Origin of the sequence: Streptomyces sp. NPDC005722 (assembly GCF_040630935.1) — a bacterium.
In the GTDB taxonomy this organism is placed as follows: Bacteria; Actinomycetota; Actinomycetes; order Streptomycetales; family Streptomycetaceae; genus Actinacidiphila.
On record NZ_JBEXYN010000064.1, the window covers coordinates 20,677 to 38,845 of the forward strand.

Below are 18,169 nucleotides of genomic sequence, written 5' to 3' on the forward strand. Positions count from 1 at the left end.
CGATCCCGGCCGATCCCGGCCGATCCTGTCCGTACCCCTGCGACCAAGAACGGTGGTCACGCATGTCCCCGATCATCACCGCTCCCCGTCCGTGCCGAAGAGACAGGCTCCGTGCGGTGCTCTTCGCCCTGCTCTGCGCGGTGGCGCTGCTCACGGCGACCGCCGCGCCCGCGACCGGCGCACCGTCCGGTGGCCCGCACTCCGCGGGGCGGGACGGCACCGTCGTACGGACCGACCACGGCCTCGTGCGCGGCGTGTCCCACGGCTCGTACACCACCTTCGAGGGCCTTCCCTACGCCGCGCCGCCGACCGGACCGCTGCGCTGGCGCGCCCCGGCGCCGGCCGCCGCCTGGCGTGGTGTCCGGGACGCGACGACGGCGGCTCAGCGCTGTGTGCAGATGCCGGCACCGGGGGCGAGCGCCGTCGTCGGGTCGGAGGACTGCCTCTACCTCAACGTCACGACGCCGGCGACGAAGCCCGAGCCGGCCCGCAAGAAGCGACCCGTGCTGGTGTGGCTGCACGGCGGTGCGTTCCTCGGCGGTTCCGGCGGTGACTACGACACCGGGCGGCTGGCGGTCCGCGGGGACACGGTCGTCGTCACGGTCAACTACCGCCTGGGGATCTTCGGTTACTTCGGTCACCCCGGGCTCGGCTCCGCCCCGCCGTTCGGGCTGGCGGACCAGCAGGCCGCCCTGCGCTGGGTGCGGGCGAACGCGGCGCGCTTCGGCGGCGACCCGGGCAACGTCACGCTGTTCGGCGAGTCCGCGGGCGCGCTCGGCATCTGCGCGCACCTCACCTCGCCGACGGCCGCCGGGCTCTTCCAGCGGGCGCTGCTCCAGAGCGGTTCGTGCTTCATGTCCTTCCCGCGCGGCGCTCTCGGACCCGGCACACCGGCGTACGAGCCGTTCGCCCCGCAGCGCGAGGTCCAGACGGCAGGCGTGGAGGCCGCCCGGCAACTCGGCTGCACGGCGGACGACGCAGACGCGGTACTGGCCTGCCTGCGCGGGCAGGGCACGGAGCGCCTCGCCACGGCCCCGTTGATGCAGTCCTTCAACCGGCCCGCCTTCGGCAACGGGCTGCTCCCGGTGGCTCCGGACCGGGCGCTGGCGTCGGGGCGCTTCCACCGCATGCCGGTCCTCCTGGGCACCAACCACGACGAGATGCGGATGTTCGTCGGTCTGTCGCTCGCCGCGTTCCCCGTCCTCACCGAGTACGACTACCGCGCCCGGCTCGTCGAGGCCTTCGGGCCCTCGGCCGCGGCTGTCGAAGCGCGGTATCCGGCGGCGCACCACCCCACGCCCGCACTGGCCTGGGCGGCGGTGCTGACCGACCGGTCCCTGACGTGCACCACGCTCGCAGCCGGCCGGGCGGTCGCCGCCCATGCCCCCGGCGTCCCGCTCCACGGCTACCAGTTCAGCGATCCGGACGCCCCCGTCCTCAGCGGTCTGCCGGCGAACCCGGGCTTCCCCTACGGGGCGGCGCACGGCTTCGAAATGCCCTTCCTGTTCCCGCCCTTCCCCACCGAAAGGCCGCTGACCGATGAGCAGCGCGCCCTGTCGGACCGCATGGTCGACTACTGGACGCACTTCGCGCGCACCGGCGACCCGAACTCTCCCGGCGCCCCGGTCTGGCCCGTCCTGCGCCCCGCGTCGTCTGGCGCGCCGTCGGTGCAGTCGCTGGCTCCCGGGCCGGGCGGGATCCGTCCCGTCGACGCGGCGTCCGCGCACCACTGCTCGTTCTGGGACCGCCTGCCGCGGTGAGCGCGCCCGCGTGCGGGGCCGGGACGGGGCGGCGCGAGCGCCGGCCCCGTCAGCGGTCCCGCCGCTCCGCGTCGCGCGCCGCGCGGGCCCGCACCGCGTCCGCGTCGGGCGCGCCGGACGCCGACCACTGCAGGAGGAAGCGCAGGGCGTCCCCCGAGGGGGTGCCGGGGCGGGCGGTGTAGGTGATCAGGGACTGGCCGGTCTGGCCCTCGACGGTGAGCTGCTGGACGTCCAGGGTGAGGGGCCCGACCAGGGGGTGCTGGTAGGTCTTGCTGCGGGGCCGGGCCCCGCGTACCCGGTGGCTGCCCCACCAGGCGCGGAAGTCGGCGTCCTTGACGCTGAGTTCGCCCACGAGGGCGGCGAGCGCCGGGTCCTCGGGGTAACGGCCCGCCTCCATGCGCAGGGAGGCCACGCACTCCCGGGCGATGCCCGCCCAGTCGTCCCCGTACAGCGCGCGGTAACCGGGGTCGAGGAAGGTCAGCCGGATGACGTTGCGGTGCTCGGGCGGCAGGGCGCCGAAGTCGGTCAGGAGGGCCGCGGCGGGGGCGTTCCACGCCAGGACGTCCTGCCGGCGGCCCAGCACCAGCGCCGGGACGTCGCGCATGCCGTCCAGCAGTTGCTGGATCTGCGGCAGCACCCGTTGCGCCGGGGCCGGGCGGGACGCCTTCGGCTGGGTGACGTCGGCGATGGCGAAGAGGTAGGCCCGCTCGTCCGGGGCCAGTTCCAGGGCGTCGGCGAGCGCTTCCAGGACGCCTTGGGACACCCGGCGGGTGCGGCCCTGCTCCAGGCGCACCACGTAGTCGACGCTGACGTGGGCACGCTCGGCGAGTTCCTCGCGGCGCAGCCCGGGGACGCGGCGGTGGCGGCCGTCGTCCGGCAGGCCGAGGCGTTCGAGGTCGACCGCGCCCCGCCGGGCGCGCAGGAAGTCCCCGAGCGCGTTGTCGGGGCGGTGCGGGCGGTCTGCGGAAGGCATGCCCCCATTCTCGGCACCGGACGGGACGCGTGCCTGGTACGGGCAGTCCCAGGGACACTCCGTCCCTGGCCGGCCCTGTGGCGCCGGGCGGAGCGTGGAGCGGACGCCGGCCGGTACCCGCCGTGCCGGCGCCGACCCCCTCCGTGAACGACCCGAGGATTCCTGATGATCACGTATGACCGGCTCTTCATCGGCGGCCACTGGACCGCCCCCGCCGCACCGGACCTGATCGAGGTCCGTTCCCCCCACGACGGCTCGCTGGTGGGCCGCGCCGCCCAGGCCGGCGCGGCGGACGTCGACCGCGCCGTGGCCGCCGCCCGCGCCGCCTTCGACGAGGGCCCGTGGCCCCGCATGAGCCCCGAGGAGCGGATGCGGGTCGTGGCCCGCTTCGACGAGCTGCACCTGGCCCGGGCCGCCGAGATCGCCGCGCTGATCACCGCCGAGAACGGCTCCCCCCACTGGTTCACCTCGATGCTGCAGCCGGCCGTGTCCGTGCAGACCCAGGGCTATCTGCGGGCCGCGGGCGAGCTCGCCTGGGAGGAGCGCCGTCCGGCCGCCGGCGGCGGGCAGACCGTGGTGCGCCGCGAGCCGGTGGGCGTGGTGGCGGCGGTGATCCCGTGGAACGCCCCGCACCAGTCGGCACTGGCCAAGCTGGTCCCGGCACTGCTGGCCGGGTGCACGGTGGTGCTCAAGCCGTCCCCCGAGACCGCGCTGGACGGTCTGCTGCTCGGGGAGCTCTTCGCCGAGGCGGGCTTCCCCGACGGGGTGGTCAGCATCCTGCCCGGCGGCCGCGAGGCCGGCGCCCACCTCGTCGGCCACCCGGGCGTCGACAAGATCGCCTTCACCGGGTCCACCGCCGCGGGCCGCGCCATCGCGGGCGCCGCGGCGGAGACCTTCAAGCGCGTCACCCTGGAGCTGGGCGGCAAGTCCGCGGCGATCGTCCTGGAGGACGCCGACCTGGACGAGGTCGTGGCGGGCCTGAGGTACAGCTCCTTCGGCAACAACGCCGAGGCGTGCGTCGCGCAGACCCGCATCCTGGCCCCGCGCGGCCGCTACGAGGAGGTCGTCGCGGCGGTGGCGGCGCTCGCCGACGACCTCACGGTGGGCGACCCGGCGGACCCGGGCACCTTCCTCGGCCCGATGGTCCGCGCCGACCAGGCCGAGCGGGTCCGCTCCTACATCGAGCTCGGCGTACGGGAGGGCGCGCGGCTGGTGACGGGCGGTCCCGGCGTCCCGGAGGGCCTGGAGGGCGGGCACTACGTGCGTCCCACGGTCTTCGCCGACGTCGACAACGCGATGCGGATCGCCCGCGAGGAGATCTTCGGGCCGGTGCTGGTCGTGATCCCCTTCGACGACGAGGACGAGGCCGTCCGCATCGCCAACGACTCCCCGTACGGCCTGGGCGGCGGGGTGTGGACGGCGGACCGGGAGCACGGTCTGGAGATCGCCCGGCGGGTCCGCACCGGCACCTTCCACGTCAACGGAGCGGCGCCCGACATGGCGGCCCCGTTCGGCGGGTTCAAGGCGAGCGGGATCGGCCGCGAGTTCGGCGCCGCGGGGCTGGCCCACTACACCGAGCTGAAGGCCATCGCGATCTGACCCGCGCGTGTCCTCCCCGGCGGCCGGGCGCCTTGCTCAGCCGCCGGGGGAGGACTCCGCCAGCGCCGCTTCCACGGCCTCGACGGCCTCCTCGGCGGAGTCGGCGCGCAGGAACGTCTCCCCGGGCCCGGGTCCCCGCACGTCCCAGCCGCCGACCACGACGACGGGCTTGCCGGCCCGCAGGGCGAGCGCCACCTCGCTCAGCGTTCCCCAGCTGCCGCCGACCGCCACCACGGCATCGGAGGCGGCGACGACGAGGCCGTTGCGGAGTTCGCCGAGGCCGGTGGCGATCGTCACGGAGAGGGACGGGTCACCCGCCCGGCGGTCCCGGCCCGGGAGGAGTCCGACGGAGGTACCGCCCTGTGCGCGGGCTCCCTCGGAAGCGGCTCCCATCACCCCGCCGAGCCCGCCGCAGACGACGACGGCCCCGCGCCGGGCCAGGAGTTCACCGACCGCGCGGGCGAGGTCGCGCTCCCGCCCGGTGGCCTCGGCGGGACCCACCACGGCGACATAACGGCTCGTCACGGCCCCTCCCGCGGGCTCCGGCTCCGATTGACAGGGACGACGCCGAGGATATTCGCTGCAGGGGTGACCTCGTACGTGCTCACGCCCCGACGCGTGTCCCTCGCCCTGCTGGTCTCGACGCTGACCCTCGCCGCCTGCCAGGGCACGCCGTCCGCCCCGGAGTCCATGGTCGCCACGGGCCGCGCGGCGGTCCCCAAGGCGTCCTGTGCGGACCGCGTCCTGGCGGCGATGAACGACACGCAGCGCGTCGGCCAGCTCTTCATGGGCGCGGCCCAGCTGCCCACGCCGCCCAAGGCCGACGTGGACGCGATGCGCTCCTACGCCGTCGGGTCGGTGTTCCTCGCCGGCCGCAGCACGTCAGGGGTGACGAAGACCCGGACGCTCGTGGACGGGCTGCAGAAGTCCCTGGGGCAGACCGCGGCCGGGCAGCGGGTCGGCCTGCTGGTCTCCACGGACCAGGAGGGCGGCCAGGTGCAGGTCCTCAAGGGCACGGGCTTCTCCACGATCCCCAGCGGGAAGACCCAGGGCACGTACTCCACGGCCACGCTGCGCTCGCGGGCGGAGGGCTGGGCGAAGGAGCTGAAGAAGGCGGGCGTCAACGTCAACCTGGCGCCCGTCGCCGACATCGTCCCCACCTCGATCGGCACCGCGAACGCCCCCATCGGCCGCTACGGCCGCCAGTTCGGCTCGACCTCCGGGGTGGTGTCCCCGCACGTCACGGCGTACGTCCAGGGCTCGAAGGCGGCCGGGGTGCTGACCACGCCCAAGCACTTCCCCGGCCTCGGCAGCGTCAAGGGCAACACGGACACGACCGCCTCGGTGACGGACACGACGCTGACCCGGACGGGCAGCAACATCGCCCCCTTCCGCGCGGGCATCTCCGCGGGCGCGGGGCTGGTGATGGTGTCGCTGGCGACGTACCAGCGCATCGACCCGAAGCACAAGGCCGTGTTCTCGTCGCTGATCGTGGATCAGACCCTCCGTCGCGACCTGGGCTTCAAGGGCGTCATCATCTCCGACGACCTCGGCAAGGCGGCCTCCGCCCAGTCCGTGGCGCTCGGCCAGCGCGCCCTGTCCTTCCTGCGCGCCGGCGGCGACCTCACCCTCACCGTCTCCCCCAAGGGCATCCCCACGATGGCCGAGGGCATCCGCTACGCCATGCGCCACGAACCGAAGGTGCGGACGCTGGTCGCGAACAGCGTGCGGCGTGTGCTGACCGCCAAGGAGGCGGCCGGGGTGCTGCGCTGCACCGGCTGACGCCGCCGCGCGGGCGGAGACCACGGTGTCCTCGAACCGGTCGTACGTGTCGCACAGCTCGAACGCACCGTCGGCGTGTACGCGCACGAACGCCGTCGTGGTGTTCACCGAGGTCCGCGGGGACTCCCCGGACCTTAGGGGTGTCGGTGACGGCGTACGGGGTCCCCTGCGGGACGTCCGGACGAACGTGGCACCGGGGCCCGAGGGCCGGGGCCGCCACCCGGGGGCACGGCAGGGATGGCGGGCCGGGGCCGTGCGGTGGCACTGTCGGAGGCATGGAGCACCTCTCCCGGAGGCACGTCGCACAGCGCTGGCTCGCCCGCCTGGCGCTGACCGCGGCGGGGGCGGCCGTTGCGCTGCCGCTGGTGGTCGCGGGGCTGCGCAGCATCGCGCTGGTGGCGACCGCGCTGGGCGGCACCGCGGTGACCGCCGCGGGGGCGTGGTGGGTGCTGACCCGCCGCGGTGTGGTGCGGGCGCTGGCCGTGGCGCTGACCGTGGTGACCCCGCTGGCCGTCCTCGCCTACTACGACCGGGCCAACCTGCTCTGGGTCGTGGTCACCTCGCTCGGCCTGTGGGCGCTGGCCGTCGTCGCCGGGCGCACCGCCGTGCGGGCCACCCGGGCCCACGAGGCGCGGCTGCGGGAGCGGATCGCGGGCCGGCCGCGGCGGCCGTTCCTGATCATGAACCCGCGGTCCGGCGGCGGCAAGGTCGGCGCCTTCGGACTCAAGGAGAAGGCGGAGGCGCTCGGCGCGCGGGTCGTGCTCCTCGACCCCGACCGTCCGCAGGACGTCGCCGAGCTCGCCCGGCGGGCCGCGGACGAGGGAGCCGACCTGCTCGGGGTGGCCGGCGGCGACGGCACGCAGGCACTGGTCGCCGGGGTGGCCGCCGAACGGGGCCTGCCCTTCCTGGTGATCTGCGCGGGCACCCGCAACCACTTCGCCATGGACCTGGGGCTGGACCGCGCCGATCCCGCGGCCTGCCTGGACGCGCTCCGGGACGGCGTGGAGCTGCGGGTCGACCTCGGCTACGTCGGCGACAGACCCTTCGTCAACAACGTGTCCTTCGGGGCGTACGCGGCGGTCGTGCAGAGTCCCGCGTACCGGGACGACAAGGTCGGCACCATCCTGGAGCTCCTGCCCGACCTGCTCACCCACCGCGCCGGACCCCGGCTGACGGCGACGGCCGGGGACACCGTCTTCGAGGAGCCGCAGGCGGTGCTGGTGAGCAACAACCCGTACCGGACCGACGACCCGGCCGGGCTCGGCCGCCGGGACCGTCTCGACACCGGTCTGCTGGGCGTGCTCGGCGTCAAGGTCGACAACGCCGCGCAGGCCGCCGGGCTGCTGATGGGACCCCGGGTCGCCTCCGGGCTCACGGTGACGACGGCGCGGGAGGTGGTGACCACGGCCGACGCCGCCGAGATCGACGCGGGCGTGGACGGCGAGGCACTCGTCCTGCCCACCCCCGTGCACTGCCGCATCCGTCCCGGGGCGCTGCGCGTCCGGGTACCCCGCGACCGGCCCGGGGTACCGGCCACCGGCGTCCGCACGGACTGGCGCCGGCTGCGCAAACTCGCCCTGACCATGGGCCGTACGGCAGCCGGGCGTCCCACGTCCTGATCCGCCCCCGGCCCACGCGTGCGCGGCGGGACCACGGTCGACGGGGCCGGCGACCGGTCAGCCCGGCGGCTGGTCCCGGCGCCCGATCCGGGCGGCGGGGACCTCGAGGACGAGTTCGAGGCCGTCCACCTCGTCCCACTGCTCCCCGACCTCGACGAAACCGAACCCGGAAATCGTGGCGAGGGACGCGGTGTTCCCGGGGCTGATCGTCACCCGCACGGTCCTGACCGCGGCTTCGGCGGCGGCGCGACGCATCAACTCCGTCAGCGTCGCCCGGGCGTACCCCTGACGTCGGTGGCCGGGGGCCACCGAATAGCCGATCTCCACCATGCCCGCGCCGTCGGGCGGCCCGTGGAACCCGGCGTACCCCACGACGACGCCTTCGGGCTCGGCCACCACGGCCCGGGTGAGCCACCCCGCGCTGCCCGGGTCCGAGGCCAGCTGATCGAGCCGGTACCGCCAGACCCACTTCGCCCGGTCGGTGAGGAAGTAGTCCGTGAGCGCGACCCCGGCCGCAGCACTGGCCCGGGCGAGGTCGTCGTCCAGCAGGGCGGTCATGGCCGTGCCCGGGAGATCGACGAGTCCCACCGACCTCTGACCGGTCGGGGCCGGGGACCTGTGGGCGGGTTCATCCGTCACAGCGCGGATGCTCGCGCGGCACCCCGGCGCGTGTCCAGCGCTTTTCGCAGTGGGCGACGCCCGAACGGCTCAACGCACTCAGGCGGCCGCCGGACCGCGTCAGCCCCGCCATCAGCGGACGCCCGAACGGCGGCGCCCCGGCCGGGCCCGGCCGGGGCAGCGTCAGCGACGGATCAGGCTGGAGTCACGCACCACCAATTCCGGCCGGGGCACGACCCGACGACGCCGGTACTCCCGGGCCTGCGACCCGGTCGGCCCGATGACCCCGGCCCGCCGCCGCACCGCGCACACCCGCGCCGTCGCCGGACGCCCGGCCGGCACGGCGTCAACGACGGATCAGGCTGGAGTCGCGCACCACCAGCTCCGGCTGGAGCACCACCCGACGGTGCCGGTGCTCCCGGGCCTGCGGCCCGGTCTCCTCCAGGAGCATCCCGGCGGCCAGCGCGCCCATGTTCGCGGCGGGCTGCCGCACCGAGGTGAGCGGCACGGCCGCCGCGGCCGCGAACTCGATGTCGTCGTAACCGACGATGGCCATCTCGCCGGGGACGTCCACCCCCGCCGCGTACAGCGCCTGCAGCACCCCGAGGGCGAGCAGGTCGTTGGCGCAGAACACGGCGGTCGGCCGCTCCGGGAGGCCGAGCAGCCGGTGGCCGGCGTCCCGTCCCGCGGCCACGTCCAGCCGCTCCGTGGGCAGTTCGCGCAGGGTTTCCGGCGGCAGCCCGGCCTCCGCCAGGGCGGCGAACGCGCCCTCACGCCGGTCCCGGACCTGGTGCAGGTGCCCGGGGCCGGAGACGTACGCGATCCGGCGGTGCCCGGCGGCCGCCAGATGGCCGACGGCCATGCGGCCGCCGGCCACGTCGTCCACCGACACCGAGCACTCGGAGGTGCCCGCCGCGACCCGGTCGACGAGGACGAAGGGGATGCGGTGCCGCCGGAACGCGGCGAGGTTGCCGCCGTCGGCGTCGGCCGGCGTCACCAGCACCCCCCGTACCCGCTGCTCCGCGAAGAGCGACAGGTACGCGGCCTCCTCCTGCGGGTTCTCGGCGCTGTTGCAGACCATCACGCCGAGCCCCGCCTGCCGGGCGGCCCGTTCCGCGCCGCGTGCCACGTCGACGAAGAACGGGTTGCCCATGTCGAGCACGAGCAGGGCCATGATCCTGCTGCGGCCCGCCCGCAACTGCCGGGCGGACTCGCTGCGTACGTACCCCAGCCGGGCGATGGCGCGCTGCACACGGACCCGGGTCGCCTCGGGGACCGCGTCCGGCCTGTTGATCACATTGGAGACCGTGCCCACGGACACGCCCGCCTCACGGGCGACGTCCTTGATCCCCACCGTGCGGCCCTTCTCCGCCACGCCCGGACTCTCAGAACTTGAACTGGTCGATGTTGTCCTTGGTGAACACGGTCGGCTTGCCGAGCACCACGACGCCGTCCTTGCCGATGGTGTAGCTGCCCATGTCACCGGCCTTGAAGCTCTGGCCCTCCGTGCCGGAGATCTGGCCGGAGGCCAGGGCGACGGCGGCGTACGAGGCGAGCGCGCCGAGCTTGGCCGGGTCCCACAGCTCGAAGGCGTCGACGGTGCCGTTCTTGACGTAGGCGCGCATGTCGTTGGGCGTGCCGAGGCCGGTCAGCTTGACCTTGCCCTTGTACTTGGAGCCCGCCAGGTACTGGGCCGCCGCCTTGATGCCGACCGTGGTCGGGGAGATGATGCCCTTCAGGTTGGGGTACTGCTGCAGCAGGCCCTGGGTCTGCTGGAAGGACTGCTGGGCGTCGTCGTTGCCGTAGGCGACCTTGACCAGCTTGACGTCCTTGTACTTGGGGTCCTTGAGCTCGTCCTTCATGAAGTCGATCCAGGTGTTCTGGTTCGTGGCGGTCTGGGCCGCCGAGAGGATCGCGATCTCGCCCTTGTAGCCGATCTGCTCGGCGAGCAGCTGCACCTCGGTGCGGCCGAGGTCCTCGGAGCTGGCCTGGGAGACGAACAGGTCGCGGCACTCGGGCTTGGTGTCCGAGTCGTAGGTGACGACCTTGATGCCGTTCTTGCGGGCCTGGTTGAGCGAGGTGCACAGCGCGCCCGGGTCCTGCGCGGAGACGGCGATCGCGTCGACCTGCTGCTGGGTCAGGGTGTTGACGTAGCTCACCTGGCCGGCGGTGTCGGTGCCGCTGCTGGTGCCGACCTCCTTGTAGGAGGAGCCCAGCGCGTCCAGGGCCTGCTTGCCGCCGCCGTCGGCGATGGTGAAGTACGGGTTGTTGACCTGCTTGGGCAGGAAGGCGACGGTCAGGCCCTTCTTGGTCGCCGCGTTGGGGTCGGCCGACGCGGTCGCCTTGGCGCCGCCGCCACCGCTGTCCTTGGAGGAGTTCTTCGTGGTGCCGCCGCAGGCCGTGGCGCCGAGCGCGACGGCCGCGGTCACGGCGACGACGACGGTGGCACGACGGGTGAGGGTTCTGGACATGGTGATCCTTTCGCTGCCGGAGCGCGCGCCGGAGTGGGGACGGGAGGGGGTGCGGGGGGCGGTGGTGCCGTGGGACGTGTGCGGGGGGAGGTGGGGGTTCACGAGGCGGCGAGCGCGGCCGGGGCCTTGTCGGCCGACCTCCTGCGCGCCCTGGCCTGCGCGACCTGGCGGCCGATCCTCGGGGCGAGGACGGAGATGACCAGGAGCACGCCGGTGACGACGATCTGGGACTGGGCCGAGACGTTGAGCAGGCTCATGACGTTCTGGCCGGCGCCGAGCAGGAACACACCGGCGATCGCGCCGCCCAGGGTGCCCTTGCCGCCGTCGAAGTCGATGCCGCCGAGCAGGACGCCCGCGATGACGGACAGCTCCAGGCCGGTGGCGTTGTCGTAGCGGGCGCTGGCGTAGTGCAGCGCCCAGAAGATCCCGGTGAGGGAGGAGACCAGACCGGTCGTCACGAACATGGCCAGCTTCAGCCGCCGCACCCGCACTCCCGCGAACCGGGCCGCCTCCTCCGAGGCGCCGACCGCGAACAGGGAGCGTCCGACGGGGGTCGCGTGCAGCACCAGGACGGCGATCAGCAGCAGCACGGCGAAGGGGATCGCCGCGTACGGGATGAAGGTGCCGTCGATCCGGCCGGCGCCGAAGTCGAGGTACGGCTGCGGGAAGTCGGTGACGGAGTCGGCACCGAGCACGATCTGCGCGATGCCGCGGTAGGCGGCCAGCGTGCCGATGGTGACGGCGAGCGAGGGCAGGCCGAGCCGGGTCACGAGCAGGCCGTTGACCAGGCCGCACAGGGCGCCGAGGAGCAGGCAGAGCGGGATGATCGTCTCGATCGCCATGCCGCCGTTCCACAGCGCGCCCATGACGGCGCCGGACAGTCCGGCGGTGGAGCCGACGGACAGGTCGATCTCGCCGGAGACCACGAGCATGGTCATGGGCAGCGCGATGAGCGCGATCGGCAGGGTGTTGCCGATCAGGAAGGACACGTTCAGGGCGTTGCCGAAGTTGTCCACGAAGGAGAAGGAGCAGATCAGCAGGACGACGAGCAGGGCGCCGACCGCGGTGTCCCAGCGCACCGCGCCGCCGAGGCGGGCGAGCGGGGCGGGGGCCCGGGTGGTCTCAGGCATGGTGGGCACTCCTCATCTGTGCGGCCCGCTTGCGGAGGACGGCGGCCACCCGCAGCGCCACGATCCGGTCGACGGCGATGGCGAGCAGGAGCAGGACGCCGTCGATGGCCAGCACCCACACCGAGCTGACGCCGATGGAGGGCAGGACGCTGTTGATCGAGGTCAGCAGCAGGGCGCCGAGCGCGGCGCCGTAGACGGTGCCGGAGCCGCCGGTGAAGGCGACGCCGCCGACCACCACGGCGCTGACGACGGTCAGTTCGTAGCCGTTGCCGGTGCCGGAGTCGACGTTGCCGAAGCGGGCGAGGTACAGCGCGCCGGCGAGACCGGCGAGCGCCCCGCACACCACGTACGCGGTCAGGATCCGCTTGCGGACCGGCACGCCGGCCAGCCGGGCGGCCTCCGGGCTGGAGCCCAGCGCGTACAGGTCGCGTCCGCCGCGGTAGCTGCGCAGGTAGTAGCCGGCCACGACCAGCACGAGCAGCGTCAGCAGCGCGAGGTAGGGGATCACCGACAGGCCGTCGTGGCCGAAGTCGACGAAGCTCGCCGGCAGGTCGCCCGCGGTGATCTGCCGGGAGCCGACCCAGATGGAGTCGATGCCGCGGATGATGTAGAGCGTGCCCAGGGTCACCACCAGCGCCGGGACCTGACCCAGGCTCACCAGCAGGCCGTTCAGCAGGCCGAAGAGCACGCCGAGGGCGACCGCGATGAGCACGGCGACGAGCGGGTTGCCGCCGCCGTGCAGGTAGGTGCCGGAGGCGAAGGCCGAGATGCCGAGCACCGAGCCGACCGACAGGTCGACGTTGCGGGTGATGACGACCATGGCCTGGCCGACGGCGACGAGCACGAGGATGGTCGCGTTCAGCAGGAGGTCCTTGACGCCCTGCTGGGAGAGGAACTCGCTGTTGTAGATCTGGGTCGCGGCCAGCATGACCACGAGCACGGCGAGCACGGCGAGCGCCCGCAGTTTCAGCACCCGGTCCAGGAAGCGGCGGGGCGCGGTCGGTTCGTCCGCGGCGATCTGCTGCGGGGTGTCGGCGGTCACGGTCACGCCGCCCTCCTCACGCGGCCGGTCGCCGCCGCCATCACGGATTCCTCGGTCGCCTCCGACCGGGGGATCTCGGCCGTCAGTCGTCCCTCGTGCATCACCAGGACGCGGTCCGCCATGCCGAGGATCTCCGGCAGGTCGGAGGAGATCATCAGTACGGCCACGCCCTCGGACGCGAGCCGCGACAGCAGCCGGTGCACCTCGGCCTTGGTGCCGACGTCGATGCCGCGGGTGGGCTCGTCGACGATCAGCACCTCGGGCGCGGTGGCGAGCCACTTGGCGAGGACGACCTTCTGCTGGTTGCCGCCCGACAGGGTGCCGACGACGTCGGCCAGCCGGGCGTACTTCACCTGGAGCCGGACGGCCCAGTCCAGGGCGCGGCTGCGCTCGGCGCCGCGGTTCATCAGTCCGCCCTTGGTGGTGGCGGAGAAGCCGGTCAGGCCGATGTTGCGCTCGATGGACATCTCCATCACCAGGCCCTGGGCCCGGCGGTCCTCGGGGACCAGCGCGATCCCCGCGGCCATGGCCAGGCTGGGCGCGCCGCCGCGCAGCGGCTTGCCGCCGACGACGACCTCGCCGGCGTCCCGGCGGTCCACGCCGAAGACCGCCCGGGCGACCTCGCTGCGCCCGGCGCCGACCAGGCCCGCCAGGCCCACGATCTCACCGCGGCGCACCTCGAAGGAGACGTCGGTGAAGACGCCCTCGCGGGTCAGCCGGCGCACGCTGAGGGCGACTTCGCCGATCTCGGCGTCCTGCTTGGGGTAGAGCTCGTCCAGGTCGCGGCCGACCATGCGGCGCACCAGGTCGTCCTCGGTGAGCCCGTCGAGGGGCTCGCTGGCGATCCACGCGCCGTCCCGCAGGGTGGTGACCCGCTGGCAGAGGGCGAAGATCTCCTCGAGGCGGTGGGAGATGAAGAGCACCGCGGCGCCCTGCTCGCGCAGGGACCTGACGACGCCGAAGAGCCGGGCGACCTCGCTGCCGGTGAGCGCGGCGGTCGGCTCGTCCATGATCAGGACGCGGGCGTCGAAGGAGAGCGCCTTGGCGATCTCCACCAACTGCTGGTCGGCGATGGACAGTCCGCGGGCGGGCTGTTCCGGGTCGAGGTCGACGCCGAGGCGGCGGAAGAGCTCGGCCGCGGCCTCGCGCACGGCCTTGTGGTCGACCCTGCCGAGCGAACGGCGCGGCTGGCGGCCGACGAAGATGTTCTCGGCCACCGACAAGTCGGGGAAGAGCGTGGGCTCCTGGTAGATGACGGCGACCCCCGCGTCGCGGGCCTCCCCCGGGCCGTGGAACTCCACGGGCCGGCCGTCGAGCAGCACCGTGCCGGTATCCGGGCGGTGCACACCCGCGAGGGTCTTGATCAGTGTCGACTTGCCGGCGCCGTTCTCACCCGCCAGGGCGTGGGCCTCGCCGGCGTGGAGCCGGAGCGACACATCGCGCAGAGCGCGAACGGCACCGAAGGACTTGCTCACCCCCTCGAGCGCGAGCACCGGAGTGGTCTCCGGTTCGGGGTGCGTCATTGCGCCCTCCTGCTATGAAATGTTTCAACGGAGTTGCCGGGAAGCTAGCCCCGCCCCGCGAACGCGTCAAGAGCTGTCGCCTCCCCCTCCTGACCTGCACCCTCGCGAAACCCGCAGGTAACAGCACCGGCAACACCGCACGAACAGCGACAACGCGCCTTCCTGGTACGGATGACACGATTCAATAACGGGGATCGGGACCGGCAGACCCCTTGACGGCCACCGGTGGACGTGGATAGCTTCACAGCCGAATGAATCGATTCACTGGAGCCGGTTCACTGAGCCGATTCACCGAGCCATCCGAGGTGGACATGCCTGACATCGCAGCCGTCAAGGCCGCACTCACAGCCCAGCGGATCGAGACGCCGTCCTGGGGTTACGGCAATTCCGGCACCCGTTTCAAGGTCTTCGCCCAGGCCGGGGTGCCCCGTGACCCGTACGAGAAGCTCGACGACGCGGCCAAGGTGCACGAGTTCACCGGCGTCGCCCCCAAGGTGGCCCTGCACATCCCGTGGGACCGGGTCGAGGACTACACCGCGCTCGGCGCCCACGCCAAGGAGCGCGGCCTGGAGCTCGGCGCGATCAACTCCAACGTCTTCCAGGACGACGACTACAAGCTCGGCAGCGTCTGCCACCCCGACCCGCGGGTCCGCCGCAAGGCCACGGACCACCTGCTGGAGTGCGTCGACATCATGGACGCCACCGGTTCGAGCGACCTCAAGCTCTGGTTCTCCGACGGCACCAACTACCCCGGCCAGGACGACATCGTGGGCCGTCAGGAGCGTCTCGCCGAGGCCCTGGCCGAGGTCTACGAGCGTCTCGGCGACGACCAGCGGATGCTGCTGGAGTACAAGCTCTTCGAGCCGGCGTTCTACACCACCGACGTCCCGGACTGGGGCACCGCCTACGCCCACTGCCTCAAGCTCGGCCCCAAGGCGCAGGTCGTCGTCGACACCGGCCACCACGCGCCGGGCACCAACATCGAGTTCATCGTCGCCTTCCTGCTGAGCCAGGGGAAGCTCGGCGGGTTCGACTTCAACTCCCGCTTCTACGCCGACGACGACCTGATGGTCGGCGCCGCGGACCCCTTCCAGCTCTTCCGGATCCTGCACGAGGTCGCCAAGAACCGCGGCTTCGAGACCGAGACCAACGTGGCCTTCATGCTCGACCAGTGCCACAACATCGAGGCCAAGATCCCCGCCGTCATCCGCTCCGTGATGAACGTCCAGGAGGCCACCGCCAAGGCACTCCTGGTGGACCTCGACGCCCTCGGCGAGGCGCAGCGCTCCGGTGACGTCCTCGCCGCCAACGCCGTCCTGATGGACGCGTACAACACCGACGTGCGCCCCCTGCTGCGCGAGGTGCGCGAGGAGCGCGGGCTGGCCCCCGACCCCGTCGCCGCGTACCACGCCTCCGGCTGGCAGGAGCACATCGTCGCCGACCGCGTCGGCGGCACCCAGGCCGGCTGGGGCGCGTAGGCCACGCCGCCCCCGCACCTCCTCGTTCCTCCCCTCCCGAAGGACACCCCATGGCACCCGCCACCCATCCGGAAGTCGCCGCGCTGCTGGAGCGCGCCCACCGCCTGGGCGCCGACCCGCGCAACACCAACTACGCCGGGGGCAACGCCTCCGCCAAGGCCACCGCCACCGATCCCGTCACCGGCGGCGCCGTGGACCTGATGTGGGTCAAGGGCTCGGGCGGCGACCTGGGCACGCTCACCGAGGCCGGCCTCGCCGTGCTGCGCCTGGACCGGCTGCGCGCCCTGACCGCCGTCTACCCGGGCCCCGAGCGCGAGGACGAGATGGTCGCGGCGTTCGACTACTGCCTGCACGGCAAGGGCGGCGCCGCCCCGTCCATCGACACGGCCATGCACGGCCTCGTCGACGCGGCCCACGTCGACCACCTGCACCCCGACTCGGGCATCGCGCTGGCCTGCGCCGCGGACGGCGAGAAGCTCACCCAGGAGTGCTTCGGCGACAAGGTCGCCTGGGTGCCGTGGCGGCGTCCCGGCTTCCAGCTCGGCCTGGACATCGCCGCCATCAAGGAGGCCAACCCGCAGGCCGTCGGCGTGGTCCTCGGCGGTCACGGCATCACCGCCTGGGGCGACACCTCCGAGGAGTGCGAGCGCAACGCCCTGTGGATCATCCGCACCGCCGAGGAGTTCCTGGAGCAGCACGGCAGGCAGGACCCGTTCGGCGCCGCGCTGCCCGGCTGGGAGCCGCTGCCGGAGGCCGAGCGCCGGGCCCGGGCCGCGGCCCTCGCCCCCGTCCTGCGGGCGATCGCCTCCCAGGACCGCCCGCAGGTCGGCCACTTCACCGACTCCGCACCCGTGCTGGACTTCCTCGCGCACGCCGAGCACCCCCGGCTGGCCGCGCTCGGCACCTCCTGCCCGGACCACTTCCTGCGCACCAAGGTCCGCCCGCTCGTCCTCGACCTGCCCCCGACGGCGCCGCTCGAGGAGGCCGTGGCCCGCCTCGAGGAGCTGCACGCCGGCTACCGCGCCGACTACCAGGCGTACTACGACCGGCACGCCACCGAGGACTCCCCCGCCATCCGCGGCGCGGACCCGGCGATCGTCCTCGTCCCGGGCGTCGGCATGTTCAGCTACGGCAAGGACAAGCAGACCGCGCGCGTGGCGGGCGAGTTCTACGTCAACGCGATCAACGTGATGCGCGGCGCCGAGGCCGTCTCCACCTACGCGCCCATCGACGAGGCGGAGAAGTTCCGCATCGAGTACTGGGCGCTGGAGGAGGCCAAGCTCCAGCGCATGCCGAAGCCCAAGCCGCTGGCGACCCGCATCGCCCTGGTGACCGGGGCGGGTTCGGGCATCGGCCGGGCCATCGCGCACCGCCTCGCGGCGGAGGGCGCCTGCGTGGTGGTCGCCGACGTCAACACCGACGGCGCGCGGACCGTCGCGGAGGAACTCGGCGGTCCCGACCGGGCGGTCGCGATCACCGTCGACGTGACGAGCGAGGAGGCCATCCGGGCCGGCTTCGACGAGGCCCTGCTGGCCTTCGGCGGGGTGGACCTGGTGGTCAACAACGCGGGCATCTCCATCTCCAAGCCGCTGCTGGAGACCACCGCCCGCGACTGGGACCTCCAGCACGACATCATGGCCCGCGGCTCCTTCCTCGTCTCCCGCGAGGCGGCCCGCGTGCTCGTCGCGCAGAAGCTCGGCGGCGACATCGTCTACATCGCCTCCAAGAACGCGGTCTTCGCCGGCCCCAACAACATCGCCTACTCCGCCACCAAGGCCGACCAGGCGCACCAGGTCCGGCTGCTGGCGGCCGAGCTCGGCGAGCACGGCATCCGCGTCAACGGCGTCAACCCCGACGGGGTCGTCCGCGGCTCGGGCATCTTCTCCTCCGGCTGGGGCGCGCAGCGCGCCGCGACGTACGGGGTGCCGGAGGAGAAGCTCGGCGAGTTCTACGCCCAGCGCACGATCCTCAAGCGCGAGGTGCTCCCCGAGCACGTCGCCAACGCGGTCTTCGCCCTGACCGGCGGCGAACTGACGCACACCACCGGCCTGCACGTCCCGGTCGACGCCGGCGTGGCCGCGGCGTTCCTGCGCTGACGCCGACAGCACCGTGCGGGGGAGCCGGGCCGGCGGCGGCCCCCCCCCCCACACCCCCACCGAAAGGGAGAGAGGGCA

14 protein-coding genes are annotated in these 18,169 nt (G+C 73.5%); 6 read left to right on the top strand and 8 right to left on the bottom strand.

Going from position 1 to position 18,169, the window contains the following annotated elements:
* Window positions 1-116 precede the first annotated feature (116 nt).
* On the top strand, window positions 117-1,760 hold the full coding sequence (locus ABZ479_RS38450; protein ID WP_500465914.1) for a carboxylesterase/lipase family protein: 1,644 nt from the start codon (window positions 117-119) through the stop codon (window positions 1,758-1,760).
* Between the two features lie 49 nt (window positions 1,761-1,809).
* Here ABZ479_RS38450 and ABZ479_RS38455 read toward each other — a convergent pair whose 3' ends face one another.
* Complete coding sequence (locus tag ABZ479_RS38455; RefSeq protein WP_500465915.1) at window positions 1,810-2,733, bottom strand: helix-turn-helix domain-containing protein; 924 nt, start codon at window positions 2,731-2,733, stop codon at window positions 1,810-1,812.
* Window positions 2,734-2,898: 165 nt separating this feature from the next.
* Between ABZ479_RS38455 and ABZ479_RS38460 the strand changes: the two genes are divergently transcribed.
* The gene (locus tag ABZ479_RS38460; RefSeq protein WP_500465916.1) at window positions 2,899-4,332 is read left to right on the top strand and encodes an aldehyde dehydrogenase; all 1,434 of its coding nucleotides are present in this window, start codon (window positions 2,899-2,901) and stop codon (window positions 4,330-4,332) included.
* A 36-nt stretch (window positions 4,333-4,368) separates the two neighbouring features.
* Here ABZ479_RS38460 and ABZ479_RS38465 read toward each other — a convergent pair whose 3' ends face one another.
* The gene (locus tag ABZ479_RS38465) at window positions 4,369-4,857 is read right to left on the bottom strand and encodes a TIGR00725 family protein (protein WP_500465917.1); all 489 of its coding nucleotides are present in this window, start codon (window positions 4,855-4,857) and stop codon (window positions 4,369-4,371) included.
* A 63-nt stretch (window positions 4,858-4,920) separates the two neighbouring features.
* Here ABZ479_RS38465 and ABZ479_RS38470 point away from each other — a divergent pair, with 63 nt between their 5' ends.
* Window positions 4,921-6,114 carry a glycoside hydrolase family 3 N-terminal domain-containing protein gene (locus ABZ479_RS38470; protein ID WP_499601347.1) on the top strand — a complete coding sequence of 398 codons (1,194 nt, stop codon included), beginning with the start codon at window positions 4,921-4,923 and terminating at the stop codon, window positions 6,112-6,114.
* Between the two features lie 275 nt (window positions 6,115-6,389).
* Window positions 6,390-7,733 (top strand): diacylglycerol/lipid kinase family protein, encoded by a 1,344-nt coding sequence (locus ABZ479_RS38475; protein ID WP_500465918.1) that lies wholly within the window; start codon window positions 6,390-6,392, stop codon window positions 7,731-7,733.
* A gap of 57 nt (window positions 7,734-7,790) precedes the next feature.
* Here the strand turns inward: ABZ479_RS38475 and ABZ479_RS38480 are convergent, their stop codons facing one another.
* From ABZ479_RS38480 to ABZ479_RS38505, 6 genes are all read right to left on the bottom strand, one after another.
* Window positions 7,791-8,372, bottom strand: coding sequence for a GNAT family N-acetyltransferase (locus ABZ479_RS38480; RefSeq protein ID WP_500465919.1), 582 nt, complete (start codon window positions 8,370-8,372; stop codon window positions 7,791-7,793).
* Window positions 8,373-8,697: 325 nt separating this feature from the next.
* The gene (locus ABZ479_RS38485) at window positions 8,698-9,726 is read right to left on the bottom strand and encodes a LacI family DNA-binding transcriptional regulator (RefSeq protein ID WP_499601350.1); all 1,029 of its coding nucleotides are present in this window, start codon (window positions 9,724-9,726) and stop codon (window positions 8,698-8,700) included.
* A 10-nt stretch (window positions 9,727-9,736) separates the two neighbouring features.
* Window positions 9,737-10,822, bottom strand: a complete 1,086-nt coding sequence (gene rhaS, locus ABZ479_RS38490) for a rhamnose ABC transporter substrate-binding protein (protein WP_500465920.1) — start codon at window positions 10,820-10,822, stop codon at window positions 9,737-9,739.
* Between the two features lie 98 nt (window positions 10,823-10,920).
* On the bottom strand, window positions 10,921-11,952 hold the full coding sequence (locus tag ABZ479_RS38495) for an ABC transporter permease (protein WP_500465921.1): 1,032 nt from the start codon (window positions 11,950-11,952) through the stop codon (window positions 10,921-10,923).
* Window positions 11,945-13,000 carry an ABC transporter permease gene (locus ABZ479_RS38500; RefSeq protein WP_500465922.1) on the bottom strand — a complete coding sequence of 352 codons (1,056 nt, stop codon included), beginning with the start codon at window positions 12,998-13,000 and terminating at the stop codon, window positions 11,945-11,947. The genes ABZ479_RS38495 and ABZ479_RS38500 overlap by 8 nt, the downstream gene beginning before the upstream one ends.
* The gene (locus ABZ479_RS38505) at window positions 12,997-14,517 is read right to left on the bottom strand and encodes a sugar ABC transporter ATP-binding protein (RefSeq protein WP_500465924.1); all 1,521 of its coding nucleotides are present in this window, start codon (window positions 14,515-14,517) and stop codon (window positions 12,997-12,999) included. Before ABZ479_RS38505 ends, ABZ479_RS38500 begins: the two co-directional genes overlap by 4 nt.
* Window positions 14,518-14,828: 311 nt before the next feature.
* Between ABZ479_RS38505 and rhaI the strand changes: the two genes are divergently transcribed.
* Together rhaI and ABZ479_RS38515 are read left to right on the top strand one after the other, a co-directional pair.
* A complete protein-coding gene (gene rhaI / locus ABZ479_RS38510; RefSeq protein ID WP_500465925.1) occupies window positions 14,829-15,995 on the top strand; it encodes an L-rhamnose isomerase in 1,167 nt (388 codons plus the stop codon).
* A 50-nt stretch (window positions 15,996-16,045) separates the two neighbouring features.
* Window positions 16,046-18,091, top strand: coding sequence for a bifunctional aldolase/short-chain dehydrogenase (locus ABZ479_RS38515; protein WP_500465926.1), 2,046 nt, complete (start codon window positions 16,046-16,048; stop codon window positions 18,089-18,091).
* Window positions 18,092-18,169: the final 78 nt, after the last annotated feature.